General features: G+C 52.2%; 19 protein-coding genes and 1 tRNA gene. 11 read left to right on the top strand and 9 right to left on the bottom strand.

Annotated features, from left to right (window positions below):
* Position 1: 1 nt before the first annotated feature.
* The 6 genes from ihfA (at position 2) to HUF18_RS00735 (ending at position 8709) form a co-directional block, all read left to right on the top strand.
* Positions 2–307: an integration host factor subunit alpha gene (gene ihfA, locus HUF18_RS00760; protein WP_015487305.1), complete on the top strand. Its 306-nt coding sequence runs from the start codon at positions 2–4 to the stop codon at positions 305–307.
* On the top strand, positions 285–653 hold the full coding sequence (locus HUF18_RS00755; protein ID WP_145470294.1) for a MerR family transcriptional regulator: 369 nt from the start codon (positions 285–287) through the stop codon (positions 651–653). The genes ihfA and HUF18_RS00755 overlap by 23 nt, the downstream gene beginning before the upstream one ends.
* 107 nt (positions 654–760) lie before the next feature.
* A tRNA-Pro gene (locus HUF18_RS00750) sits at positions 761–837 on the top strand.
* A 727-nt stretch (positions 838–1564) separates the two neighbouring features.
* On the top strand, positions 1565–1831 hold the full coding sequence (locus tag HUF18_RS00745; RefSeq protein WP_225690756.1) for a hypothetical protein: 267 nt from the start codon (positions 1565–1567) through the stop codon (positions 1829–1831).
* Positions 1832–1947: 116 nt separating this feature from the next.
* Positions 1948–7725: a DUF3320 domain-containing protein gene (locus HUF18_RS00740; RefSeq protein WP_225690755.1), complete on the top strand. Its 5778-nt coding sequence runs from the start codon at positions 1948–1950 to the stop codon at positions 7723–7725.
* A gap of 3 nt (positions 7726–7728) precedes the next feature.
* Positions 7729–8709, top strand: coding sequence for a 5'-nucleotidase (locus tag HUF18_RS00735; protein WP_225690753.1), 981 nt, complete (start codon positions 7729–7731; stop codon positions 8707–8709).
* On the opposite strand, the gene HUF18_RS00730 is transcribed toward HUF18_RS00735, so the two are convergent.
* Genes HUF18_RS00730 through HUF18_RS00715 form a run of 4 tightly spaced genes read right to left on the bottom strand, consistent with a single transcriptional unit; the run spans position 8672 to position 13027 of the window.
* Positions 8672–9868 (bottom strand): ABC transporter permease, encoded by a 1197-nt coding sequence (locus HUF18_RS00730; RefSeq protein WP_225690751.1) that lies wholly within the window; start codon positions 9866–9868, stop codon positions 8672–8674. The genes HUF18_RS00735 and HUF18_RS00730 overlap by 38 nt on opposite strands.
* A gap of 8 nt (positions 9869–9876) precedes the next feature.
* The gene (locus tag HUF18_RS00725; RefSeq protein WP_222428599.1) at positions 9877–11094 is read right to left on the bottom strand and encodes an ABC transporter permease; all 1218 of its coding nucleotides are present in this window, start codon (positions 11092–11094) and stop codon (positions 9877–9879) included.
* Entirely contained in the window at positions 11091–11861 is a 771-nt protein-coding gene (locus tag HUF18_RS00720; RefSeq protein ID WP_225690749.1) for an ABC transporter ATP-binding protein, read from the bottom strand. Before HUF18_RS00720 ends, HUF18_RS00725 begins: the two co-directional genes overlap by 4 nt.
* Complete coding sequence (locus HUF18_RS00715) at positions 11858–13027, bottom strand: efflux RND transporter periplasmic adaptor subunit (protein ID WP_225690747.1); 1170 nt, start codon at positions 13025–13027, stop codon at positions 11858–11860. Before HUF18_RS00715 ends, HUF18_RS00720 begins: the two co-directional genes overlap by 4 nt.
* Before the next feature lie 204 nt (positions 13028–13231).
* Here HUF18_RS00715 and HUF18_RS00710 point away from each other — a divergent pair, with 204 nt between their 5' ends.
* The 4 genes from HUF18_RS00710 (at position 13232) to HUF18_RS00695 (ending at position 17239) form a co-directional block, all read left to right on the top strand.
* Positions 13232–14566, top strand: coding sequence for an APC family permease (locus HUF18_RS00710; protein ID WP_225690745.1), 1335 nt, complete (start codon positions 13232–13234; stop codon positions 14564–14566).
* A gap of 184 nt (positions 14567–14750) precedes the next feature.
* Positions 14751–15260 carry a ClbS/DfsB family four-helix bundle protein gene (locus HUF18_RS00705; protein ID WP_225690743.1) on the top strand — a complete coding sequence of 170 codons (510 nt, stop codon included), beginning with the start codon at positions 14751–14753 and terminating at the stop codon, positions 15258–15260.
* Between the two features lie 157 nt (positions 15261–15417).
* The gene (locus tag HUF18_RS00700) at positions 15418–15720 is read left to right on the top strand and encodes a hypothetical protein (protein ID WP_225690741.1); all 303 of its coding nucleotides are present in this window, start codon (positions 15418–15420) and stop codon (positions 15718–15720) included.
* Positions 15721–16156: 436 nt separating this feature from the next.
* Positions 16157–17239 carry a hypothetical protein gene (locus HUF18_RS00695; protein ID WP_225690740.1) on the top strand — a complete coding sequence of 361 codons (1083 nt, stop codon included), beginning with the start codon at positions 16157–16159 and terminating at the stop codon, positions 17237–17239.
* A 129-nt stretch (positions 17240–17368) separates the two neighbouring features.
* On the opposite strand, the gene HUF18_RS00690 is transcribed toward HUF18_RS00695, so the two are convergent.
* From HUF18_RS00690 to purE, 3 genes are all read right to left on the bottom strand, one after another.
* Entirely contained in the window at positions 17369–17923 is a 555-nt protein-coding gene (locus HUF18_RS00690) for a DUF2058 domain-containing protein (protein ID WP_225690739.1), read from the bottom strand.
* A gap of 9 nt (positions 17924–17932) precedes the next feature.
* Positions 17933–19003, bottom strand: a complete 1071-nt coding sequence (locus HUF18_RS00685) for a 5-(carboxyamino)imidazole ribonucleotide synthase (RefSeq protein WP_225690738.1) — start codon at positions 19001–19003, stop codon at positions 17933–17935.
* A gap of 61 nt (positions 19004–19064) precedes the next feature.
* Positions 19065–19559, bottom strand: a complete 495-nt coding sequence (purE, locus tag HUF18_RS00680; RefSeq protein WP_145470314.1) for a 5-(carboxyamino)imidazole ribonucleotide mutase — start codon at positions 19557–19559, stop codon at positions 19065–19067.
* Positions 19560–19980: 421 nt separating this feature from the next.
* Between purE and HUF18_RS00675 the strand changes: the two genes are divergently transcribed.
* Positions 19981–22332 carry a PAS domain S-box protein gene (locus HUF18_RS00675; RefSeq protein WP_225690737.1) on the top strand — a complete coding sequence of 784 codons (2352 nt, stop codon included), beginning with the start codon at positions 19981–19983 and terminating at the stop codon, positions 22330–22332.
* Positions 22333–22363: 31 nt separating this feature from the next.
* On the opposite strand, the gene HUF18_RS00670 is transcribed toward HUF18_RS00675, so the two are convergent.
* Together HUF18_RS00670 and HUF18_RS00665 are read right to left on the bottom strand one after the other, a co-directional pair.
* Positions 22364–24238, bottom strand: coding sequence for a long-chain-acyl-CoA synthetase (locus HUF18_RS00670; RefSeq protein WP_145470318.1), 1875 nt, complete (start codon positions 24236–24238; stop codon positions 22364–22366).
* A 118-nt stretch (positions 24239–24356) separates the two neighbouring features.
* Positions 24357–25562, bottom strand: a complete 1206-nt coding sequence (locus tag HUF18_RS00665; RefSeq protein WP_145470572.1) for an acyl-CoA dehydrogenase family protein — start codon at positions 25560–25562, stop codon at positions 24357–24359.
* Positions 25563–25575 lie beyond the last annotated feature (13 nt).

Here is a 25575-nt window from a genome sequence, read left to right as displayed (position 1 = left end):
CATGACCGCTTTGACCAAAGCAGAACTGGCAGAAAAACTGTTCGAAGATCTTGGTCTCAACAAGCGCGAGGCGAAAGATATGGTGGATCTCTTTTTTGATGAGATCCGCGATAGCTTAAGCCGTAATGAGCAGGTGAAGTTGTCGGGTTTCGGCAACTTCGACCTGCGTGATAAGCGTCAACGGCCGGGTCGCAATCCAAAAACAGGCGAAGAAATCCCTATCTCCGCCCGTCGTGTTGTGACCTTTAAGCCGGGGCAAAAACTTAAGGTTCGGGTAGAGGCATATGCTGGAACCCAGCCACAATAACGAACTCCCCCCCATTCCCGCCAAACGCTATTTCACCATCGGTGAAGTGAGCGAATTGTGCGACGTGAAGCCTCATGTTCTGCGTTACTGGGAACAGGAATTTCCGCAACTCAGCCCGGTGAAACGCCGTGGCAACCGCCGTTATTACCAGCGTCAGGATGTGATTCTTGTACGTGAAATCCGCGCTTTGCTCTATCACGAAGGCTACACCATCGGTGGTGCCCGCCAGCGTTTGAGTGAAGAGGGTGAATCCAATGCCGTGGCGATGGATCAGGCGCTCATCAAAAACATGATTGCCGAGCTTAAAGAACTGGCTGATTTACTTACCCCGGACAGCCATTCCTGAGCCTCCCGCACAGCACCGAATTCTAAAAAAATCTTTAACTTTTCAGTAGCTTAAGTATACTTGAGCGCGTTCTTAAGCGGCTTTTCAGCTCGTTTCTGAACATGTGTCGGGGCGTAGCGCAGCCTGGTAGCGCACTTGCATGGGGTGCAAGGGGTCGCGAGTTCGAATCCCGCCGTCCCGACCAATTTTCAGAATTCCTGTAAAAAGGCCAGTCAGTAATGACTGGCCTTTTTTGTATGTGTGATTCAGCAAGGCGATGTATTGACCGGGGCCGTATTTTTCTGGCTATTCCTCTGAGTGCTTCTTTATTTAGAGCTGCGCGCGGCACCCATTTAATGCTGGTTTTTAATCTTTAGTTTTATCAGCATCTTACGTTATTATTTGTCCCCATATGCCGTTCTGTGTTCTTTTGTTCGCAATAAAAGGCGCGTGTAAGCAGGGATGATAATTTGTGAAAAGCTTGGGATTGCACTCAGGCGTGTTGGGGATCACGGATGAGTAAGGCAAAGCTACACACACTTGTTAGCTGGATTGGTGCTACTGATCTGAATGTTGCCAGCAGTAATGCGGAGAGGAAGGTATTTAGCTCAATAGCTGAAACTTTGAAAGCCGAATTTTTCGATGTCGTTGAGCTGTTCTATAACTATCCGGAATATCAGGTAAATTCCTATCTCCTCTGGTTGCAAAGCTGGTATCGAATTCTCCTCCGTTTTAATGTACTGATTTTAGTATTGGTTATGTTGAGACTGGATGAATCTTTATCGGAATACCTCATACTTTATTCAAGTTAATTTTTTTTGAAAATTAACTTCTTGAAGGGAAATAGATATGGATATTAAAGATATAATGATTCGGGAAAAATCGATATTTTAGATGTTGATGGTATGTCTTAGGCGCAAAGAAAATGCCTCATGGATTTCACATTGAGGATCTATGATATGGGGCAGCATACTGTTGAGGATTTCGTTGATATTAAGTATGACGCCAAGGTTATTGCTCTGGATTATGGCAGTAGTTGGGTCGTAGATGATCTGGATAAATATACCGCCGAGCTGTGGGCCGAGTTTGCAAAAGTCGTTGTGATTGATGATGAAATGTACAAACTGGATGAGGCTGAAAAAGCAATGGTGACTCCGGATTTTGACAGAACTTTTATGCTACTGCTGCCAAAAAATTGAATTAACTTTACTCATTACAGGGATTATCTATGAGCCTCACTGACCGGTCTGCCGTTGCGATCAACGTCACATTACTGGAAAAAATCAATTTTGCCTGCCATCAGAGTGCATTTTCGGTGCTGCGTGAACTGATTATTGGCAATTTGGATGAAGAATGCGCGCTGGAAAATCTGGTACTGCGTATGGAGTCATCCCCGGCCTTTGTCGCGGAGAAAAGCTGGACAATTGATCGGCTCAGCGCGGGTGCGCAACTGAATATCAAAGATCGTGATATTCAGCTGGATGGTGGTTTTTTGCTGGGTTTAACCGAGTCAATGAAAGGCTCTGTACGCTTTACGTTGTCGCAGAACGAGGAGGTTCTGTGCGAGCGGGTACTGCCTGTGGAGTTGTTGGCGTACAACGAGTGGGGCGGCAACCAGTATATGCCTGAGTTGTTGGCGGCTTTTTGTACCCCCAATGATCCGGCTGTTGATCGTATTCTGGGTAAGGCCAGTCAGGTATTACGCAAGGCTGGTAAAGCGGATTCCATTGACGGCTATCGTGGTGGTAACCGTCAGCGGGTATGGGAGCTGGCATCGGCTATTTATTCGGCTATTGTGCATCAGCAAATTGGCTATGCCTTACCTCCCTCCAGTTTTGAATGTAATGGCCAGAAGATTCGTTCACCCGGTGCCATTGATGACAGCAAAGTGGCCACCTGCCTGGATACCACGCTGTTATTTTCTGCGGCATTTGAACAGGCGGCTTTGAATCCGATTGTAGTGCTCACTGAGGGGCATGCCTTGGTGGGGCTGTGGCTGGAGCCGGAAGATTTCAGCAGTGTGATGATCACCGATGCTGAGCTGTTACGGCAGAGGCTGGCTCTGAATGAACTGGTGCTGATAGAAACGACATTAGTGACTCAGCACCCGTCAGTGCCATTCTCTCAAGCGGTGCAAGCCGGCAGCAAAGTGGTATCGCTGGACAAAGATGATGAATTTGTGGCCGCGGTGGATATCCGTCGGGCGCGTGACCATCGTATCAATCCGTTGGCTCTGGTTGTACAGCGTCATAATGAAACCAGTGGTGAGGTGGAAGAATCCGTTGAGCCTGCGTTTGAAGATGCACCGCTTCTGCCGTCGTTTACTGTGCCTGTCGGCGAGGATGAAATTCCGCATAGTGCCGCAGGCCGCATGGAGCGCTGGCAAAGCAAACTACTGGATTTATCGGCGCGCAACCCGTTGCTGAATCATCGGCCGGGTAAAAGCAGTTTGTCGTTTATACATGCTAATCCGGCTGAACTGGAAGATATGTTAGCGGCGGGAGCCCGAATAACGGTATCACCGTTTCCAAAGCTGAATGGTGCCGATCAGGACGAAGAGATTTATAGCCAGCGCAGCGGTGACGATCTGAAAGAAAGTTACGCGCGCGATGCGTTGCAGAAAAAGCAATTGCTGGTTGATAGAAGCCAGGAAGAACTGGATAAATCGACTGTTGAAATTTATCGCAAAGCCCAGACGTCGTTGAAGGAAGGTGGTTCTAATACGTTGTTTCTGGCGATTGGCTTTTTGTTATGGAAGCAGAATGAAAAAGATCCGAAGCGCTATCGTGCCCCCCTGATTCTGTTACCGGTAACGCTTGAGCGTAAATCCGTTCGCAGTGGTATCAAGATCGCTGCCAGCGATGATGAACCCAGATTCAACACCACGCTGCTGGAAATGCTGAAGAAAGACTTTGGTATTGAGTTGCGTGGATTGCATGGAACGTTACCGGAAGATGCCAGTGGGGTTGATGTTGAGGGTATATGGCATCAGGTGCGTCTGGCGATTAAAGATGTACCGGGCTTTGAAGTGATTGAAGAGGTGGTGCTGGGGCATTTTTCTTTTGCTAAGTATTTGATGTGGAAAGATCTGGTCGATCGCGCAGATGCCTTGCGAGAAAATCCGGTCGTTCGCCATTTGCTCGATACCCCCAGGGATGCATACGAAAGCGATATCCGCTTTGTCGATGCCGACCATATTGATCGCGATTATGCACCTTCGGACTTACTGACACCGCTGCCTGCGGATTCTTCGCAGATGGCAGCGGTTGCAACTGCTGACCGTGGCAAGGATTTTGTCATTATCGGCCCTCCAGGTACGGGTAAAAGTCAGACCATCAGTAACCTGATTGCCCACATGCTGGGTAAAGGTAAAAAAGTGTTGTTTGTTTCAGAGAAAACGGCAGCACTGGAAGTGGTTCATCGACGTCTGAAAGACATTGGTCTGGGTAATTTCTGCCTTGAATTACATTCCAACAAGGCCCGTAAGGCAGACGTGTTGGATCAGTTACGCTTGTCCTGGGCTCGGGCTGGGAAGTCATTGGCGGCAGAATGGCAGAGTGAAGCTTTACGCCTGAAGTCGTTACGGGATCGGCTGAATACGTTGGTGAACAGTCTGCATCAGCGTTACCCCAATGGTCTTACTCCGCATTACGCCATGGGCGTGAGCATTCGTGATAAAGACTTAGCCGATAAAGCAGAGTTCAGTTGGAGTTCTGCCAATGCGCATACTCAGGATGACCTGAACCGATTACGTGAAGCGGCTGACACTCTGCAGGTTCAGGCGCTGGCGATTGGTGATGTGTGCCAGCATGAGCTGGCCTCGATTGATCATTCGGACTGGACGCCTCAGTGGCAAGAGAAGTTGATTGCACAGGTTCAGCAGCTCGATCGCTCAGCAATCACTTTGGATAAGCGTTTGTCGGATTTGCTAGCCGCATTAGGCCTTGATATTCGGGTTCGGGAATTTGAGCGTTTGCAGGCATTACGGGAGTTGGGTCAGGTATTGCTGGATTCTTACCGGCAGTCATCGTCCTTTGCTCTGGAACCGGATGGGGTCGATCGTCTGGAGGCGATGGAAACCGTCATCCGGCTGTTGAAGGATTATGTGAAAGCCCAGGCAGGGTTGAGCTGCCAGTATGCAGCCCGGGCCTGGCAAAATCTTGATCCCATTCAATTAGAGCAGCGCTGGCAGGATGCCAATGCTATGTGGTGGCCTAAACGTTGGTTTGCCAAGCGTGCATTGATTAAGCAGACGGTGCAGGCCGGCGCACAGGGAAAGCCAGATCTCAATGTGGATATTGCACTACTGAAGCTGATGAAGTTCTCTGCAGAGAAAATTGATCAGCTGGAAAGCTTACTTGCTGGTCTGAAAGGATGGCAATCATACGAGACTGACCCTGAAGTATTAAATCAGCTGCAGTTATTGGGTGCCCGTGCCCGCTCTGCTGTGGGTAAGTTGGCCGATGATGCCGAGATGCTGATGGCATGCAGAAGCCGGATCAGAACCTTGCTATATGATGGTAATGATTTGTTGGCTGCCGATGCTCCGGTAGGGCGCAGTGTGTTGGCTTTCATGGAAGAGTTAGCACGATTCGATGATTTAAAAACTCAGGTCGAACAATTGGCGGGTGCGTCGGTATGGTCACCCCTGGACAATTCTGTCCCTGTTTTGCCGGCTATTTCTGAATGGTGCCAGCGCATAAGTAGTAAGCGACAGTTGTTGCGCGATTGGTGTGCCTGGGTTCGCCGGCGTAATGAGGCGATTGATCTACAGCTTGGCTCGCTGGTTACCGGTATTGAGCAGGGGCTTATAGCTGCAGGGGATATTCGTGACACCTTTGAGGCAGCTTACTGTCAATGGTGGTCGAAAGCCGTTATTGGTGAAAACAGTTTACTGAGTTCGTTCTCGTCTGCAGAACACGAAGCGGCCATTCAGTCTTTCCGGGAGCTGGATACGCGTTTCAGCCAACTAACAGCCGAGTATATCGCGGCTAAGTTATCGGGGCAGATTCCGGATCAGGATGATGTACAAAAGAGTTCTTCCTGGGGGATTTTGCGTCACGAGTTGCAGAAGAAAAGCAAACATAAACCCGTGCGTGAAATGTTGGAGCTGATGCCTGATGCGGTAACGACATTGGCTCCTTGTCTTATGATGTCGCCACTGTCGATTGCTCAATTTTTGTCGGCAGAGCAGTCACTCTTTGATGTCGTTATTTTCGATGAGGCATCGCAAATTACCGTTTGGGATGCGGTTGGGGCTTTGGCCCGTGGTAAGCAGGTTATTGTTGCCGGTGACCCTAAGCAGATGCCACCGACCAATTTCTTCGCACGTGCAGATAATGATCCTGATGGTGATCTGGACGAAGGCGATTTGGAAAGTATTCTAGATGAGCTGATTGGCGCCAGTATTCCAACCCGCATACTTAATCTGCATTACCGTTCGCGCCGTGAAAGCCTTATCGCATTTTCGAACAGTCGTTATTACGACAATTCTCTGGTGACGTTCCCTGCTCCTGTTCATCCGGACAAAGGGGTGCGTCTGGTTAAACCTGATGGTTTTTATGCGCGAGGTAAAGCGCGCCATAACCAGGGTGAAGCGAAGGCGATTGTTGAGGAAATTTTGCATCGCCTGACGTCTTCGGATGAAAACGTCCGTAGGCAGTCGATTGGTGTTGTAACCTTCAATACCGAGCAACAAAGCCTGATCGAAGATTTACTCGACAAGGCACGTTCGGCAGATCCTTCGATTGAATGGGCCTTTTCAGAAGAACATTCGCTGGAACCGGTTTTCGTGAAGAATCTGGAATCGGTGCAGGGTGATGAACGCGATGTGATTCTGTTCAGCATAACGTATGGGCCGGATGAATCTGGCCATGTGACAATGAACTTTGGACCGCTTAACCGTACTGGTGGCGAGCGCAGGTTAAACGTTGCGATGACGCGGGCACGCTCTGAAATGGTGGTGTTTTCAACACTATCACCTGATCAGATTAACCTAGGCCGTACCAAGGCGTCGGCAGTGGCTGATCTGAAGCATTTTCTCGAGTATGCGGAGCGTGGCGCTTCTGCGCTTGGTGCGGCTGTACATGGCTCGCTGGGAGACTTTGAATCACCGTTTGAAGTGGCGGTTGCCAGAGGCTTGCAGCAAAAAGGCTGGACAGTTCATCCCCAGGTTGGGGTTTCGGCTTATCGGATTGATCTTGGTGTTGTGCATCCGGATATTCCCGGCATTTATTTGTCTGGAGTTGAGTGTGATGGTGCGATGTATCACAGCTCTGCCTATGCCAGAGAGCGCGACAAGATTCGTCAGCAGGTTCTGGAAGGCCTGGGTTGGCACATGGTGCGAGTCTGGTCGACCAACTGGTGGGTAAATCAGAAATACGAAATCGACTTGCTTCACACCAAACTCACCGAGCGTTTGGCTGATGATCGCAAACGCCGAGAGGATCAGAAGGGCCTTAAGTCTACTGGTGATGTGGTGTCTTCAGATACTCAAGAAGCACAAAGCGAACCTGGGGCAATTAGTACTCAAATTGCGGGAGTGGTTGCTGCTTCTGTATCCGAGCATCTGTTAGAGAACAACTCAGATTCTGAAACTATTGAAAGCTACAGGGTGATGGATTTTTCTGGCTATACCATTGAGCCTGTCCAGTTTTATGAAGACAGTTACGACGCTTCTTTGCAGGAAATGATTAGAGGGGTAATCAATACAGAAGGCCCAATTCATGAATTACTGCTTTTACAGCGTATTGCCAGAGCACACTCTTTCAAGCGTGCAGGAACAAAAATGCTTGACCGAGTGAATGAGCTCGCCTCTGCTCATTGTGAATTGAGTGAAGAGAGCACAGGTAAGTTCTGGTGGCCAGAAGGGATTGGTGAGAAAGTTAAAGAGCGATATGCCCGGACAAGTAACCGACCGGAAGAAGCATCCAAGCCTGAATGGATTTGTGACACTGAGGTACGAAATATCATCAGAGCTAAAGGGCTGGATAATGATCTGGTTGGATTGTGTCGCGTGCTGGGAATTCAGCGACTGACGGCCAATGTGAAAGAGCGTCTCAATGCACTGATGCAAATGGAAGAGGTTTTGTAGACTATGCCATTCCCCATCGAAGATAAGCTCGTTATCGCCGTATCTTCCAGTGCGCTGTTTGATTTATCGGAATCTGACAAGGTATTCCGAGAGCAAGGCCCGGCAGCCTATAAGCAGTTTCAGGAAGAGCAGCTGAATACCGTGCTGGGCACGGGAGTGGCGTTTCCGTTTATCCGCCGCTTTCTGGCCTTTAACCAGCATTTTCCGCAAGAAACTCCGGTGGAGGTGGTATTGCTGTCGCGTAATTCCACCGCGACAGGGCGGCGCGTGTTCCGCTCCATTGCTCATTATGGACTCGATATTTCCCGCGCCGCTTTTACTGGTGGCGCATCTCCTTTCCCCTATATTCCTGCGTTTAATGCATCGTTGTTTTTGTCGGGTAATGAAGAGGATGTGCGTTCGGCGGTGGCGGCGGGGTCGCCTGCGGGCTTACTGTTACCCGGTGCTGTAACCGATCAGCAGGATGACAAAGAGCTGCGCATCGCTTTCGACTTTGACGGCGTGCTTGCCGATGATGAAGCTGAAACCGTGTTCAAGCAGGAAGGGTTAGAGCGCTTCCATGAATACGAAGCACTGCACTCCGAGAAAGAACATAATCCGGGTTTGTTGGCGGATTTATTTCGTAAGTTGTCGAAACTGCAGGAACTGGAAGACAGGCTGCGTGCTAAAAATCCGGATTATCAGCGTTTGCTGCGCACGGCCATTATTACCGCCCGCAATGCTCCTGCCCACGAACGGGTGATTACCACATTAAAGAGCTGGGGGGTTGAGGCCAATGAAACCTTCTTTCTCGGCGGCATGGATAAACGCCGGATTCTGAATGTACTCAAGCCTCATATCTTCTTCGATGATCAATTAGACCACCTGAAAGCCAAAGACCTTGCCATGGTGCACGTGCCGTTTGGAGTGGCGAATCAGACTCTGCTGGAGATCAGCGATCCCACCTTTATTCATCCCTCAGCGCCTCAATCGGACTTAATTTAGCCGCCTGCCAGGCCGGGCCCATGCCGGCCATTAAGCCAATCAGTGCGGAAAAAATCAGGGAAATCATCAGGTACAGCGGGCTGGGTTGTATCGGGAAATCCGGCATTATTAAACCGGTGATGGCGAGCAGGGCGAGGGCGCCAAACATGCCGGCGAGGGCGCCAATAACCGATAATAAAACGGCCTCTCCAAGAAACAGGCTGAGCAGTTGCCGGCGGGAAATGCCAATGGCGCGCAGCAGACCGATTTCCGGCGTGCGCTCGCGTACGTTGGTGGTCATGATGGTGAAAATACCGACGCCGCCGACCAGTAATGAGATGGAGCCGAGCGCGGCAACGCCCATGGTCAACACCGACAGAATGCTGTTCAGGCTTTCCAGCATTTCGTCCTGGGTGACGATGGTAAAGTCTTCCTGGCCGTGGCGCTCAATCAGCCGTTTGCGCACAATTTCGCGCATATTTTCTGAGGTGGTGGCGGCGGAGAACACCACGTCCACTTCCATTAATCCTTCGCGGTTAAACAGCGTGAGCGCGCGGTCGGCGGGAATGTAGACCATATCGTCGAGGTCGAAGCCGAGCATGCTGCCTTTGGGTTTCATCACACCAATCACGCGAAAGCGCTGACCACCAACGCGGATAAACTGCCCCAGCGCATTGCTGCCTTTAAACAATTCCTGCCAGACCTTATGGCCAAGCACGACAAAGGCGCGCGAATTCCCGCCCTGAGCTTCGGGCAGAAAACGCCCACTGGCCAGCGGAAAATCCCAGGCCTGCACCATGCTCGGTGTGGTGCCATAAATATCGGTGTTGCGTACCCGCTCGCCAAACTCAATCGGGCCGGTGCCCTGCACGCTGGCGACCACGTGCTCGGCGTAGGGCAGGTTAATCAGGCTGCGGTAATCTTCCATGGTCAGCAGGCGTACCGAGTTGAGTACTCCGCCCATACCGGAGGTGTCGTTTTTGCCCGGACTGACGGCAATAATGCGGGTGCCGAACTGCGAGAAGTTATCCATCACATACATGCGTACGCCTTCGCCCAGTGAAGTCAGCAGGGTAACGGCGGCAATACCGATGGCGATGCCCAACGCGGTGAGCAGGCTTTTCAGCGGGTTGTAACGTACCGAGGAAAACACCAGATGTAACCAGTCAGCACTGTGCATTGGGCCTCCTATTTGCCGTTCTGATGTTGCAGGGCGGTTACCGGTGCCATATGAGCGGCGCGGCTGGCGGGAATCCAGGAAAACAGAAAGCCGCAACCTACGGCGATAGCGCCCGCGGCGGCCGTCGCCCAGAGCGGTGCGGCAAAGGGAATTTCCGGATACTGCATGCGTACCAGCCATAACAGAATTTCTGCCAGCAGGGTGCCAAGCAGGGCACCAAACAGCGACAGCATCACCGCTTCGGTCACGAACAGCTGGCGTACTTCGCGGCTGGAAGCCCCCAGCGCTTTCAGCAGGCCGATTTCTGCGGTGCGCTGCGATACGGTAATTAACGTCATATTCATAATCAGTACGCCGGCGACAAACAGGCTGATGGCGCCGATACCGGCAATGGCAAAGGTCAGCACCGAGAGAATGCTGTCGAAGGCTTTCAGCAGGGAGTCGGGAGTAATCAGGGTGACGTCGAGCTGGCCGTCATGGCGCTCGCGCATAATGTCTTCGATCTGGCGGCTTAACACGCCCATGCCCATCGCCGAGCGCACATCAATCATCACCCGGAACACGCCTTCGGTATTAAACAGCTGCATGCTGCTGGCTACCGGCATGATCAGCGCTTCGCTCATATTCATGCCGAGGCCGGTGCCGGTATCGGCCAGAATACCAATTACCCGGCAGCGGTAAGTGTCGATGCCAACCCACTGGCCAAGTGCCGGTTCGGCAGCAAACAGTTCCTGTTTTAATGTGGTGCCGATAACACAGACCGGGCTCGGCTGATCGAGGGGCAGGTCGGGCAGAATCTGGCCGCGCGCCAGCTGAATATGGCGGATATCAAAGAAAGCATTGTTGGTGCCCAGCACCAGAGTTTCACGGCTGCGTGCGCCGCGTGAGATTTCGGCATTACCGACCACTAGGGGCGCAATGCGCTCTACTTCGGGCAGGCGCAGCAGGCTCTGGGCATCCTGCAGGGTAATATCGCGGGTGCCTTCGCCGGTCATGGGGGGCATGCCGCCGGAGGTTTCTTTGCGTCCCGGCAGCATAATCAGAATATCTTTTCCCAGTACCGAAAACTCGCCCAGCACATACTGGCGCGCGCCTTCACCGAGGCCGGTTAACAGCACTACCGCCAGCACACCAATCGACATCGCAATCAGCTGCATCAGCGTGCGGAAACGCTGGCGCAGCAGGGCGCGGATGCTGAAATTAAGCTGGTCGCGGGTGCGGATCATGGCGCGTCGCTCTGATCTGTACGGCTTTGAGCGTCTGAAGAAGACGTGCGGTCATCGCTTACGATCACGCCATCCACCATGCGGATACGGCGGCTGGCGCGGCGGCCCAGATCGGCGTCGTGGGTAACCACAATTAAGGTAATGCCGTCGGCATTCAGCTCTTCCAGCAGTTGTACAACTTCAGCACCGGATTGGCTATCGAGGTTGCCGGTTGGTTCATCAGCGAGCAGCAGGCGCGGTTTCATAATAATGGCGCGGCCAATGGCCACCCGCTGACGCTGGCCGCCGGATAACTGATTGGGTAAATGCCCGGCGCGACTACCAAGGCCCAGACGCTCAATCACCGGTGCCAGCCGGCGTTTGCGTTCTGCCGGAGCAATACCGGCCAGAATTAACGGCAGCTCGATATTTTCGCTGGCACTTAAACGCGGAATTAAATGGTACGATTGAAAAACAAAGCCGATATGGCTGCGGCGATAAGCTGCGCGCTGTTCTTCACTCATGGGCACGGTATCGGCACCGTTCAGCCAGTACTGACCGTTATCCGGTACATCCAGCAGGCCGAGCATATTCAGCAGGGTGGATTTACCGGAACCGGATGGCCCCATCACCGATAAATACTCACCGGCCTGAATGCTCAGGCCAATATTATTCAGCGCGTGTACCGGCTCATCACCGAGCAGGAAGGTTTTATTCACCCCCTGCACGCGGATCAGGGCATCGGCTGCGGGATTTATGCCAGCCGCTTTCATGGCAGCCTCTTTCATGGCTTGGCAGCCTTGTCGGTGTGCAGCGCATCCATCTCATTTAATACACGCACTTCGGCACCATCGACCGCCGCCGGATTATCAAGCGATAGCAATACCGGCTGGTCAGCTTCTAAGCCTTCTTTTACTTCGGTCCAGGTCCAGTTACTCAGGCCCAGGGTCAGCGCTTTTTTCTGCAGGGTTTTACCGTCAGCGGCCAGGGTCAGCACATGATTACCTTCCAGCAACGCTTCGCTGGGAATACGCAGGGTCTGTTCACTGGCGGCGGTAATCACTTCAATATCGGCGCTGTAACCAACCAGCAGCTGCACATCGTCGGGCAGGGTATTTAAGGTGACATCCACATTCACGGTGCGTGCCTGCTTTTCTTTATCTTCCACGTAAGGGGCAATGCGGCTGACCTTGCCGGTAAAGGCCTGATCGCGGAAGGCATCGAGCGTAACCCGTGCATCCATACCGACACGGATGACCGAAGCGTCCACTTCGTCGATCGGTGCGCGCACATACAGGCAGCGCTCGTCGATCAGATCAATGGCGGGTGGTGTGGCAACACCTGGCGGAGAAGGGGTGGCGTATTCACCGACTTCGCCATTCACTTCGGCAACAATACCGGCGAACGGCGCGCGCAATTGTGTCTGCGCCAAGCGTGCCTGCTGCACCGCCACGCTGGCTTTGGCATTCTGCACCTGGGCTTCATTCTGCTGGCAGCTTAAACGGGTAATTTCGGCACTGGTTTCTACCCGGTCGAGCTGTTCGGCCGAGGCCAGCTGTTTTTTGAATAATTCACGCTGGCGTTTTACTTCGCGCTCATCGGCCTGGGCCTGGCGGCAGGCGGAGGCTTTATTTAATTCCGCCATGCGCACCTGTGCCTTGCTTTGCTCCAGCGCGGCTTTTAAATCGTCGTTCCATAATTCCAGCAATAACGCGCCGGCTTCGACTTTATCGCCCTGATCAACGTATAAATGATTCACCTGGCCGCCCAGCGCCAGAGACAGGCGGGAGCGCTGACAGGCCTTAATCGTGCCGGAGCGGGTATTGGACACCAGTGCTTCGACCAGCCCCGGAGCGGCTTGGCTCATGCGTACTTCAATGGGTTTGGCCGGGCGCAGCATAAAAGCAGCAATTAAAGCGGCAAGAACGCCAGCGGATATCAGCAGTTTTTTCACGGTATAACGTCCTGTTGCGGCAGCTGAGGAGTTACCTTAGAGCTTTTTCATATGCTTGCCCAGTGATATAAGTCATAGGATTATTCGTGCTGCTGCAACACAATTCCTTTTTTATCGGGCACCATCAGTTCAGCTTGGGTTCACGCCCTGTCATGCTCATTGTTACCGTTATTATTTATCACCGATATTCCGCCCGGAGCCCCTATGAAATTACCCCACTGGTTCAGCGTACGCAGCCAAGGCAAAGCGCTGGGGCTCCCTGAGCTGATCGCCATTGCTCTGGGAGGCATGGTGGGTGGTGGCATTTTTACTATTCTCGGTATTTCCGTTGCCCTGATCGGCCCCTATACGCCTCTGGCGATTATGGCCGGCGGTATAATCGCCGCGCTGGCCGCTTATTCTTACGTAAAACTGGGTGTGTATTACCGCGATGAAGGCGCGACCTATGGTTTTTTTAAACGTACCTTTCCCAACTCGCCACTGGCCGCCGCGCTGATTGGCTGGTATGTGATTTTCGGTTATATCAGCACTATTGCCCTCTATGCCTACACCTTTTCTTCCTATGCCTTAAGCGGCACAGGCTTTGCTGGTAATGACGATCTGCGTAAAGCCGTGGCCTGTGGGGTGATTGCGCTCTTTACTCTGGTTAATGTCTGGAGTGTGCGCGGCATGGGTAAAATCGAAGACATCATGGTGTACAGCAAACTGGCTTTATTGCTGCTGATTGCCGTGATTTTACTGCTGCACCGCGAAAGCAGTCTGACTGAACTGCTCGTGCATCCGGAGATTGAATTCTCCTGGCTCAATATTCTTACCGTTGCGGCCGTTACCTTTGTGGCTTATGAAGGCTTTCAGCTGGTGATTAATGCGGTAAAAGAAATGGAAAACCCCGATAAAAATATTTCGCGTGCGATTTACAGCGCCATCGCCATTGCCATCATTTTGTACGTGGTAATCGCTGTGGCCGCCATTCTCGCCATTCCCGCCGCCGATATTATCGCCAACGAAGAATACGCACTGGCCGCCGGAGCAGGAAAAATACTCGGCCATATCGGCGCCGATATTGTGGTACTGGGGGCGGTACTGGCAACCAGCAGTGCCATTAACGGCACCTTATTCGGAGCCTCACGCCAGGTTGCGGTGATTGCCGGTGATGGCTTCTTCCCTAAAAGTCTGGAAAAACGCAGCAATAATATACCGGTGGCGGCCATCGCCATGATGGCGGTATTAGCGATGGCGCTGATTCTGGCCGGTGGCTTAAAAGTAATACTCGAATTCGGCAGCGTTACCTTTTTACTGGTGTCATTGTTAATGGCCATCGCCAACTTCCGTACCCGTAAGCTGACCGACTCATCGCTGTTTATTACCCTGTTATCCATTATTGGTCTGGCTATCGGTGGCGGCCTGATTCTGCATTTTGAATACACCGAAAACCCTGAACAACTGATCTTTATGCTGGTGCTGTATGGCTTGTTAACGCTGGGTGCTCTGGTGTTTGCGCGGGTGAATACGGTGCGCGGTTATAACAGCAATCCATAGCTGCGATGCCTGTAGAGTAGTGGCTTATTCGCGCTTGCTCGTTTTTCAGGCCGGTGTTAGCTTATTTGATATTCAAATCAACAGTTTGTGGGTTTGGCTTGTAAATTTACGTGCAAGGCCTGACTACCGCCGCTAATAAATGCGCATGCACGTTAATAGATTGTTATGTGAATGGAGATCTCTATTGTCTTCTGTACCCAAGAACAAGGAAGAATTGGAACTGGCCATAAATTCAATATTTCCAAAACTAATGGCTGATTATCGCTCCATTCCAGAAAGCAAAGCGCGTAAATCCGGGGTCGAGGGAAACATTAAGGGTACGATGATTAGCGTTAGTGATACGGTTGCTTACTTGATTGGTTGGGGGAAACTTGTTCTTAAATGGCATCACCTTAAATCTAAAAATCAGTATGTAGATTTCCCTGAAACGGGTTATAAATGGAATCAACTGGGTCTACTCGCTGAACATTTTCACGAAGAGTATCGTGACTGGAAATACGATGATCTGCTTGTTGAATTAGAGTCTACGATAAATGAAATACTTTTACTTATTTCAGGTTTAACTGATCATGATCTGTATGGTGTTGCTTGGTATGAACAATGGACTCTTGGTCGCATGATTCAGTTCAATACGTCATCTCCTATGAAAAATATGCGTACAAAAGTTCGGCGTTTCAAGCGAGAATTTTTATAAAGAAGCGTTAAGGACAGGTTAAAAATAAATAGAATAACTATTTTAATTCACACTGAGGTTGTCCCCCGCTTTAATGGATGCAGAATAATGAATCCAGTGATTGAATTGTCACTTGGAAACAAATATGAAATCTTAGTCGCTATGAAGCACAATCCCTATGAAACATAAGATTCGCGAGCTTTTGGCTTATATTGAACCGGGAAACGGCGAGGTACTGATTGATCTTGTGAAACTCACCCGTAACGGGCATTCATATTACTTTCAGGACAAGCGCTGGCTGCGGAATCTGCGCTGTATGGGTGGCGATGGCTGTACCTCGGATCAGGGCGAGACAATCAATATTGCCATACTGAACCGCAGATACAGCCCGGCATGGGTTGCCGGTAAAACCATTCGGATTACTGACAGAGCAAAAGAGCGGTATCAGGTGTGGCTTGAAGGTATGCATCGTAGCGAGTAGTTTTCATCTGGCCCCACGCTCTGCGTGGGAGACCTTGCGGGCACCGTTGCATTCCCACGCGGAGCGTAGGAACGAGAGGCGTGGGAGTCCTTATGCTGGTGCTGTATGGCTTGTTAACGCTTGGTGCTCTGATGTTTGCGCAGGTGAATGCGGTGCGGGGGTATAAGGTTTCTGACGGTTAACGGCGTGCAGATTATTATTCGATTGCTCCAGCTGCTGGCTGACAGCAGGCAGAATGGCTAACGCCTTGATCTGGTCCCGATAAAACGGGCATGTGCGGCTTCCTGCAAACTGTTCAGACTGATTAATACCTGATACCTTACTCAAACATGACGACTCCCGGCTGGTAGCAATATCTCTGCCATAACCATTGGGGTAGTAGGCAGGTTTCCATGAACGGATGTCGTGGAATTTCACACAATAAGGAAGTGACTTTATGGCTAAATTCAAAACACCGGGGCAAAAACGGAAATCCTTCGTCAGAGGCCTGTGCATCGCACTTTTTCTGGTTATTACCCTGGTGGGAACAGCAGGGTTTGAATACATCTTTGCCGATGCTCTTAAGCCCGCCTGGAAAGAATCCTATACCCCGGCTGATGCCGTGGTGACCAGCAAAGAATACGCCGAAGAAGAATACGTCGGGCGCAAGGGTAAGACCAAAACCCGTGATGTATACACGCTGTACTACCAGTTCAACGCCGGCGATCAGACCGTCGAAGGCAGTACAACCATTTCTGAATCTGACTATCTCGGTTACAGCGAAGGGGATGCGGTGGCGGTCGGTTACGATGAAGAGGAGCCTTATCTGAACAACGATACGGTCGCCAACATTCAGAAATCGAACGCCCGTAATATTCATGTGCAGGCGCTGACCAAGGTTGCGCCGGTCAGTGGCTCTGTTGCCTATGTGCTGTATCTCTTCTTGTTGTTAACCTTTGTGCGCGAATCCAAAGACGCAATGCCCGAAGGGTTTTTTACCGAAAACAGCTGGTTGGATGTGGACGACGGCTATCTGGTTGCCGTCGCTGATGGCGTGTTGCAATCGTTTAAAATTGATAAAAAGAAAGTGGCGGCCGTTCAGGATGCTTACCAGTCGGGTGCGGATTTTGAAACACTGAAAGGTCTGGCTAAAGCATCCAAGCTTATCTCGGTCCCATTAAACGAAGTCACCGGTATCGAAAGTGCATTCAACTCCGACGTTCTGACCATTCATCAGGGGGATGACGATCATTCGTTTGAATTCCTGAATCGTGCCATGAAAGCCCATGCGCTCAACGAAATTAAAAAATATCTGCCAGAGGCTTTGTCGCACCAGCGTCAGCAGAAAGCGCGTATTATGGCAGCCCTGCCATCCATCATTGTACTTAGTCTTCTGCTTGCCCTGATTGTGTATTTCGACAACGTGGTTGCCGGTATTATTGTGGGTGTTTTTGCTGTCTATATGGTTTTACCAAAGACACTGTCTCATTTGCTGAATCCGTATATCGTTGATACCTGGAGCGCGCCGAAGGCGGCTTAACACTGTAGGGTGCGGTGGCTGATAAGTGGCATGTCATCTTGCTCCCACGCTCTGCGTGGGAGTCATAGCGCAACCCAAACCAGCAGCCACAAAAAAGCCCGCATCAGCGGGCTTCTTTTTAATCGTGTGTCACCACATCAGATCATCCGGAATCTGATACGCTGCATACGGATCATCTTCATCCATCGCATCGGCGGTGCTTTCTGCAATATAAATAAAGTGATTATCTTTGCGCTGGCGGATTTTCTCAGCAATCTGCAGTGGCAGTACTTCGTATTTTTTCTCGCCCGGTAAATCCAATGCGATAACCGCCAGCTGGCCGCGGCTTAAGCGGTCCCAGATGGCCTGGTCAACGTAAATGGATTTTACTTTTTTGCCATCAACAAACTGATATTTAATATCGGCATATTCGCTTTTAATGGCGTTGGTGGTAACCAGCTGACGCACCTGAGCGGCAATGGCTTTTTGCTGTGCTTCCTGTTCCTTTTTCTGGTTCAGTTCGCGGTCGCGCTCGGCTTTTTCTTTACGCGCAGCTTCGGCTTTGGCCTTGGCTTCGTCGATCTGGTTGTCTTGTCCGGTACGCTGCAGGTGATCCTGCTTTTTCAGTTCTTTAGCGGCTTTTTTCGCTTTCTGCTTGTCGATTAAACCGGCGGCGAGCAGCTGTTCCTGTAATGACTTGGCCATAATAATTCCTCAGCGTTGCCATACACCGGCAGGAATTAAATCTGCCAGTTGGTCGATGGTGTTATCGCGTTCGTTAACGTCGGCGGCAACCACGGTAACGTGGCCGAGCTTACGCGCCGGGCGCGCTTCTTTGCCATAGGAGTGGCGGAAGGCGTTGCCGATAGTGGCGGCTTTTTCGGCCGGGGTTTCATCGCTGATGACGTTAAGCATGGCAACGGCCGGGTATTTGGCGGTAGTATCGCCCAGGGCGCGACCGGCAATGGCCAGCATATGGTTGCGGAACTGGCTGGTGGTGGCGCCTTCAATCGACCAGTGGCCGGAGTTGTGTACGCGCGGTGCCACTTCGTTGGCGACCAGGCCGTTTGCGGTGTCGAACAGTTCCAGCGTGATGGTTCCCACGTAGTCGAGGCTGTCGGCCAGCTGGCGGATATAGCGCTCGGCCTGTTGCGCTTTTTCGGCACTAAGGTCGGCGGCCGGGAACAGCGAGTAACGCAGAATGCCTTCGTGGTGTACGTTTTCGGTCATCGGCCAGATCACCATATTGCCGTTAACGTCGCGGCTGGCGATGACGGAGGTTTCACGCTCAAAGCTGACAAAGGCTTCGGCGATCAGTTCACGTCCGCCAATGGCAGCCCAGGCCGGTTCGGCATCAGCCGGACTGCGCAGCACATACTGACCTTTACCGTCGTAACCTTCGGTGGTGGTTTTCAGCACGATAGGCAGGCCCAGCTGTTCTACTGCGGCGTGCAGATCGTCGAGTGAATTAACGGCACAGAAATCGGCGGTGTCGATGCCGGCGGCACGAAGGGCAGTTTTTTCCAGCAGACGGTTCTGGAAGGTTTTCAGTGCTTTCAGGCTGGGATACAGCTTGTCGGCAACGCTTTCCAGACGGGCAACGATGTGTGCCGGGATATTTTCGGTTTCGAACGATACGCGCTCAACGCTGGCGAGAAACGCATCCAGAGCTTCGTCGCTGTGGGCACGCAGATCGTACAGCGATACGTCAATATCGCTGATGTCCTGCACACTGTCAGACAGCATCTGGCCCAGCTGGCCGTTACCTAAAATACCGATTTTCATGCTTCTTCACTCTCAGAAAAGTCGGGCCCGGCAGTACCGGGCCCGGATAGGTCGTTAACGCTTACAGTGCGGTGCGCGGATCGGGTTCGGCCAGCACGCTGTCGGTCTGTTCGGCGCGGAAGGCGTCGATTTTGGCCAGCAGGTCGTTGTCGCTGGTGGCCAGAATCTGGGCGGCCAGCAGACCGGCGTTTTTCGCACCGGCATCACCGATGGCCAGAGTTCCAACGGCAACACCACCAGGCATCTGCACGATGGACAGCAGCGAGTCCAGGCCGCTCAGGGCGCGGGATTTAACCGGCACGCCGAGTACCGGCAACGAGGTCTGGGAGGCACACATACCCGGCAGGTGAGCAGCGCCACCGGCACCGGCGATGATGACTTTAATGCCGCGGCCCTGAGCGGTTTTGGCGTAATCAAACAGCAGATCCGGGGTGCGGTGGGCAGACACCACTTTTACTTCGTAGGCCACGCCCAGTTTATCCAGCATATCTGCTGCGTGTTGCATGGTGGGCCAGTCGCTCTTAGAGCCCATGATGATACCAACCGCTACGGTCATCGGGTCATCCTCGTTGAATTCAGTCAGGGCAGCCAAAGTGGCGGCCGGTGCAGGAAAGCGGCGCATTCTATCACAAGGTTTACAGCATGATTAAGCGGATACGGGGGCAGGAAAGTGGGTCCGAGCTACCACAAGCTTTAAAGCAGGTTCAGTTTCTGGATCAGGGTGAACAGGGGGCTGGGGCAGATATGTGGTTGTCAGGTCTGAAAAGCCAGTATTTATGCCTTGTCGGCATTAGTCATGCTCTTACAGCAGGCAAAAAATCTTCTGCTTCTGGCCTGACTGGCTCTTCCTGTAAGGACTAAAACCATTTACTTTGTGTGGATTAGTGGTCTACAGTTGAGTAAATTATAATCAAATTCCGGATGAAGCGGAATGTGGGGCCAGATTGTTGTTGGCATAGCCTGAGGAGTTGAAACGGATGCCAGGTCTTTATGGCCGGGTCAGACAGATGGTGACCCGCCTTAATATGAAAAACGACAGCGAGCTGTATCAGGTGTTGTTTGATACGGCTGCCGCAGGGATTGTCAGTATTAACAGTGAAGGAGATATTCAGGCCTGTAATCCGGCGCTTTGCCGTATTTTCGGTTATGAAGCAGAGGAATTACTGGGCCAGAACATCGCGATGCTGATGCCGGCCCGTCATGGCCAGCGTCATCAGGGATATATCGAGCAGTATCTGCGTGAAGGCCACGCCACGGTAATGGGGCGTGGCCGCGAGTTACCGGGGCTGCGTAAAAACGGTGAGGAGTTTTTGCTGCATCTGTCGGTAAGCGAAATGAATCTGGATGGTTCACCGAGTTTTACTGCGATTGTGCACGACCTGACAGCCTCGCTGAGCGGCCACAGCCATGAGCAAGCGCGTGATCAGGTCTGGCTTGGCAGTGTGCTGGATCACACCCCCGCTGCGGTAACTGTTAAGGATATGCAGGGCCGTTATCTGTTGCTTAATCATCGCGCCGAAAGCCTGCTGGGTATCCGTTCCCGTGATGCCGTCGGGCGCAGCGATGCCGAATTGTTTTCGCCACAATGGGCGGTATTACAACAGCGCAGTGATGAGGAAGTGAGCCACGCCGATGGTGCACGGGTATTTATCGAGCCCTTTATCGGTAACCGTCAGGAAGGCGTTACCGGTAAACATGATAATAACCACGGCAGCAGTACCATCAGTTTTCTGACCAGTAAGAATGTTCTGCGTGATGCGTCCGGTGAAGCCATGGGCATTGTTGCCATCCGCCTGGATATTTCGGCGCTGCCGGTGCTCAGTCACCCGGCAGCAGAGGCTGATGTGCATCTGCTGAACGTGTTACCACAGCCGCTGGCATTATTAACCGCCGATGGTGAAGTGTTGCAGGCCAACGATGCCTACGCCCGCCGTTTTGGCCTGAGTGCGCGCTCGGTGAAAGGCTGTAATGTGCAGTTACTGGAGTCGGAGCGCTTTGTTGGCTGGTTCCGCCGTTTTCAGTTGCAGGAAGAATTAGCAGCGTCGCGCCATATCGAAGAACCCTGGCAGCTGCAATTACAGACCCATCAGCAAGACGGGCAGAAACTGATATTACTGACCGCCAGTCCGCACAGTGCCACGGTTTCTGCACCGGTATCCGCAATTGCCGGTAACCGCTCTGCGGCCGCAGGTGAACATTTCCAGACACTGACCGATAACGCGCGTTTTATCGCCGGGCTCAGCCATGAGTTGCGCACGCCGTTAAATGCGGTGATTGGTTTCAGTCAGCTGCTGAAGCCGGAACTGCAGACTCCTGAGCAGAATGAAGCCATCGATCTGATTGAGCGTGCCGGTAAACATCTGGTGGCGCTGGTGGATCAGGTGCTGGATCTGGTGAAGCTGGAAGGACATATCCTCGAACCGCAGAACGAAGCGGTCGGCTTGCTGGCATTGCTGGAGGAGTGTCAGGAGCTGGTACGTGCAGATGCGTTTGCCCGCGGTATCCGTATCCGCATGCACAGCGCGGTTGCTGAGCCCTGGGTCTGCGCCGACCGGGTACGCTGTAAGCAGATTGTGCTGAACCTGCTCAGCAATGCGATCAAATATAACTGCGAGGGTGGCAGTGTGGATATCCGCATTGAGCCGGCGGAAAGCGAGCGTGTACGGATCAGTGTACGTGATACTGGCTGTGGCATTGCGGCGGAACATCAGGCCGATATGTTTATGCCGTTTCAGCGTCTGGGCGCCCAGCAGAGCGGGGTTGAGGGCAGTGGTCTGGGTCTGGCAATCAGCCGGGTATTGGCACAGCGTATGAACGGTGTGCTGGCATTCAGCAGTGAAGAAGGTGAGGGCAGTTGTTTCTGGCTGGAGCTGCCACAGGCGGCACCGATGTACTCGTTTAATGCTATTCAGCCTGCTTTCAGCGCTGTGACCTCAGCGAAAAAGCATGGGGAGAGCGATAATCAGCGGCGTGTGCTTTATATCGAAGATAACCCGATTAATGCCCGCTTTGTTGAGCTGGGGCTGAAGCGCCGTGATAACGTCCATGTTGCTATTGCCCGTACCGGCCGCGAAGGGATGGATATGGCGCAGCAGCATGCACCGGACGTTATTCTGCTGGATATGCGTCTGCCGGATATTCATGGTCTGGATGTGCTGAAAAAATTACGCGCTATGCCGGAGTTACGGCATGCGCGTATTTATGGGGTCAGTGCTGATGCTTTGCCGGATCAGATCCGTCAGGCACAGGATGCCGGTGTCGATGGTTATATGACCAAGCCCTTCGACCTGCAGGCGCTGGGCGATATGATTGACAGCCCACAGCAATAATTGCTGTGGGCTGCCGGTGTAAAAGTGCGCTTTACAGACTGAGCTGGCCGTTATTAATGGCCTGCTCTAATGCCGGTGTTAATGGCTGATAAGGATCATTTTTATTGCTCAGCACCAGCAGCGGATCGCTGACTTTGGCCAGATGGAAAGCCTCGTCTTTTAATTCCACTTTGCGGTACTTAAAAGTACCGGTAACTTCTTCCTGCGGACGCAGGCGTAAAAATAGCGGGATGGCGTAGGCCGGTAATTTTTCCCGCAGGTGCAGGGTCAGAGCATTCCAGTTGATATCGGCACCGGCACGTAAGGTCAGGGCGGCCATGCCAGCACGGCCATCGGTGTGTGGCACTTCCACGCCATACACCACCGCATGCTCAATATCGGCAAATTCCATCAGGATGGATTCCACCTCCGTGGTGGCCACGTTCTCGCCTTTCCAGCGGAAGGTATCCCCCAGACGGTCAGCAAAAGCGACGTGTTTAAAACCCTGGTTCAGCACCAGATCGCCACTGTTAAACCAGCAGTCGCCTTTTTTAAATACATCACGGAACAGTTTTTTCTGGCTCGCTTCGGCGTCGGTATAACCTTCAAACGGCTGCTTATCGTTGACCTCGGTAATTAACAGGCCAGTGCCGCCTTTTTTAACCGGCAGCATAAAGCCTTTTTTATCACGCAGGGGTTCGTCATTCTCAATATCGTAAGCCACGATGTTGTAAGACAACGGACAGATACCGGCAGTCTGATCCAGATTTAACGCATTGGTAAATACCAGATTGCATTCGCTGGCGCCGTAAAATTCGTTGATGTGTTTAATATTGAAACGCTGTTTGAATTCCATCCAGATATCGGGGCGCAGACCGTTGCCGATAATCACGCGGATATTATGCTGCTGGTCTTTGTCTGAGGGCGCTGTATTCAGCAGATAACGGCACAATTCGCCGATATAACAAAAACCGGTGGCGCCGTATTCGCGGATTTCATCCCAGAAACGCGAGACACTGAATTTGCGTGAAATCGCAATGCAGGCACCAGCGCCCAATACCGCAGCCATCGATACGGTAAGCGCATTATTATGGTAAAGCGGCAGGCTGACATAGAGCACATCGTCCTTACGTAATTTCATCGATGCCAGGCCCATGCCCGCCATCGATTTAAACCAGCGGTAATGACTCATCACCGAGGCTTTTGGCAGGCCGGTGGTGCCGGAAGTGAAAATGTAATAGCAGGGCTGATGCATTTTTACCTGTTGTGTACTGGCCGGATTATTTTGTTCCTGTGAGGCGATGACCTGCTCCAGGTTCTGATAATGCCCCGGACATTCGTGCTGACTGTCAGCACCATCCTGCCAGAAATATAATTGCATTTTTAATGCAGCAGGCAGGGCATGTTCTACCGTTGCCATATTGCCCAGCATTTCTTCACCAACAACCAGCAATTTTGGTTTTACCAGATTAATGCTGTGTTCCAGAACTTCACCGCGCTGGGAGGTATTAAACATACTGGCAATGGCACCGAGTTTTACCGTAGCCAGTACGGCCAGCAGGGTTTCCGGGCGGTTTTCCAGCATAACGCCGACGGTATCACCATGGCTGATGCCCTGACTGGCAAAATAGTGGGCCAGCTGATTCACTTTTTCGTTCAGCTGACGGTAGCTGATGCGCTGCTGCTGATAACGGATGGCGATATGATCCGGCTGGCGGGCGGCGTGTTGCTCCAGCAATAAACCAATGGATTTGTTTTTTTCCGGCTTGGTGGTTACCAGGGCGAGTACGCCTTTCAGGGTAACGCCGATATCCGGCAATCCGCTGATGGCGCTGCGGATAATATTAACCAGACTGACAGTGCGCGGCTTCAGTGGCGGCTGGCTCATGCCTTCGGCGGGCAGGCGGGTAGTCGCTGAACGATTCATGAATCTGACCTTGGTGATGTATTTATAGTTATGAAATTGAGAATGACATAAATCCTGTTGGCCGGGCCACAGGATTTATGTCAGGTTTTATCTAGGGCACCTCTGAATAGTGTGCAAATCAGCGTAATTCGGCTGAGCTTTTACCCAATAAACGGCGGGCAATAATCAGTTGCTGAATTTGCTGCGTGCCTTCAAAAATATCGAGAATTTTTGAATCCCGCGCCCATTTCTCCAGTAATTCATCTTCGCTGTAACCAAGAGAACCGAGCAGCTCGACACAGCCTAAGGTAATGGCGTTGGCACTGCGTCCGGCTTTGGCTTTTGACATCGACGCTTCTTTCGAATTGGGCATGCCGTTATCGGCCATCCACGCGGCTTTTAAGGTCAGCAGACGTGCGGCTTCCCAGTCGGCTTCGTAGCGGTACAGCTGCGCTTCGATCTGGCTGCTGTTTTTAATGCTGGTGCGGTAGCCGGCGCTGATGCCGTACTCTTTCAGCAGCTCGCGGGTGCGGTCGAGGGCGGCTTTAGCCACGCCGACGGCCATAGCGGCAACCACCGGGCGGGTGTTGTCGAAGGTTTGCATGACACCGGCAAAGCCCTGATCGACATTAATTTCCGGTGAACCCAGCAGGTTGGCCGCAGGCACACGGCAATCGGTAAAGGTAATGGCGGCGGTGTCAGAAGCTTTAATGCCGAGTTTCTTTTCCAGGCGCACCACTTCCATGCCCGGGGTGCCTTTTTCCACCACAAAGGATTTAATGGCCGCGCGGCCGATATTACGGTCGAGGCTGGCCCAGACCACCACGGCTTCGGCGCGCTCACCGGAGGTAACGTAAATTTTTTCGCCGTTCAGCACATAATGATCGCCGTCTTTGATGGCGGTGGTGCGGATGGCGGCCGAATCAGAACCGCAGCCCGGTTCGGTAATCGCCATGGCGGCCCATTTTTTGCCGAAACGGGCCAGCTGTTCGTCATTGGCCACTGCGGCAATCGCGGCGTTACCCAATCCCTGGCGTGGCAGCGTTAATGACAGGCCAACATCACCCCAGCACAGTTCCTGCAGCCCCAGTACCGTGGTCATATTGGTGCTGTTAACGATGCCGTCGGCTTTTTTCTTATCCTGTTTGAGTTTTCCGGCACCGGCGCCTTCGCCCAGGGTGCCGTCGTTCATGCCATCCATAATAGCGGCCAGCATATCCAGCTCGACCGGATAAGCGTGTTCGGCGCGGTCATATTTACGCGAGATCGGGCGGAAGACATTTTCGGCAACCTGACGGGCCTGATTGACCAGCGGGCGGAATTTCTTCGGAATTTCGAGATTCATCATGTGCTGTTCT

The organism is Thalassolituus sp. ST750PaO-4 (genome assembly GCF_020320405.1).
Taxonomy (GTDB): domain Bacteria; phylum Pseudomonadota; class Gammaproteobacteria; order Pseudomonadales; family Oceanobacteraceae; genus Venatoribacter; species Venatoribacter alkanivorans.
This window is presented reverse-complemented; position numbering and strand designations above follow the sequence as displayed.

What these genes read in the sequence shown, in the direction of transcription:
- ihfA (WP_015487305.1), top strand. Translation starts at nt 2, where the DNA reads ATGACCGCTTTGACCAAAGCAGAACTGGCAGAAAAACTGTTCGAAGAT.
- HUF18_RS00755 (WP_145470294.1), top strand. Translation starts at nt 285, where the DNA reads ATGCTGGAACCCAGCCACAATAACGAACTCCCCCCCATTCCCGCCAAA.
- HUF18_RS00745 (WP_225690756.1), top strand. Translation starts at nt 1,565, where the DNA reads ATGGATTTCACATTGAGGATCTATGATATGGGGCAGCATACTGTTGAG.
- HUF18_RS00735 (WP_225690753.1), top strand. Translation starts at nt 7,729, where the DNA reads ATGCCATTCCCCATCGAAGATAAGCTCGTTATCGCCGTATCTTCCAGT.
- HUF18_RS00730 (WP_225690751.1), bottom strand. Translation starts at nt 9,868, where the DNA reads ATGCACAGTGCTGACTGGTTACATCTGGTGTTTTCCTCGGTACGTTAC.
- HUF18_RS00725 (WP_222428599.1), bottom strand. Translation starts at nt 11,094, where the DNA reads ATGATCCGCACCCGCGACCAGCTTAATTTCAGCATCCGCGCCCTGCTG.
- HUF18_RS00720 (WP_225690749.1), bottom strand. Translation starts at nt 11,861, where the DNA reads ATGAAAGAGGCTGCCATGAAAGCGGCTGGCATAAATCCCGCAGCCGAT.
- HUF18_RS00710 (WP_225690745.1), top strand. Translation starts at nt 13,232, where the DNA reads ATGAAATTACCCCACTGGTTCAGCGTACGCAGCCAAGGCAAAGCGCTG.
- HUF18_RS00700 (WP_225690741.1), top strand. Translation starts at nt 15,418, where the DNA reads ATGAAACATAAGATTCGCGAGCTTTTGGCTTATATTGAACCGGGAAAC.
- HUF18_RS00695 (WP_225690740.1), top strand. Translation starts at nt 16,157, where the DNA reads ATGGCTAAATTCAAAACACCGGGGCAAAAACGGAAATCCTTCGTCAGA.
- HUF18_RS00690 (WP_225690739.1), bottom strand. Translation starts at nt 17,923, where the DNA reads ATGGCCAAGTCATTACAGGAACAGCTGCTCGCCGCCGGTTTAATCGAC.
- HUF18_RS00685 (WP_225690738.1), bottom strand. Translation starts at nt 19,003, where the DNA reads ATGAAAATCGGTATTTTAGGTAACGGCCAGCTGGGCCAGATGCTGTCT.
- purE (WP_145470314.1), bottom strand. Translation starts at nt 19,559, where the DNA reads ATGACCGTAGCGGTTGGTATCATCATGGGCTCTAAGAGCGACTGGCCC.
- HUF18_RS00675 (WP_225690737.1), top strand. Translation starts at nt 19,981, where the DNA reads ATGCCAGGTCTTTATGGCCGGGTCAGACAGATGGTGACCCGCCTTAAT.
- HUF18_RS00670 (WP_145470318.1), bottom strand. Translation starts at nt 24,238, where the DNA reads ATGAATCGTTCAGCGACTACCCGCCTGCCCGCCGAAGGCATGAGCCAG.
- HUF18_RS00665 (WP_145470572.1), bottom strand. Translation starts at nt 25,562, where the DNA reads ATGAATCTCGAAATTCCGAAGAAATTCCGCCCGCTGGTCAATCAGGCC.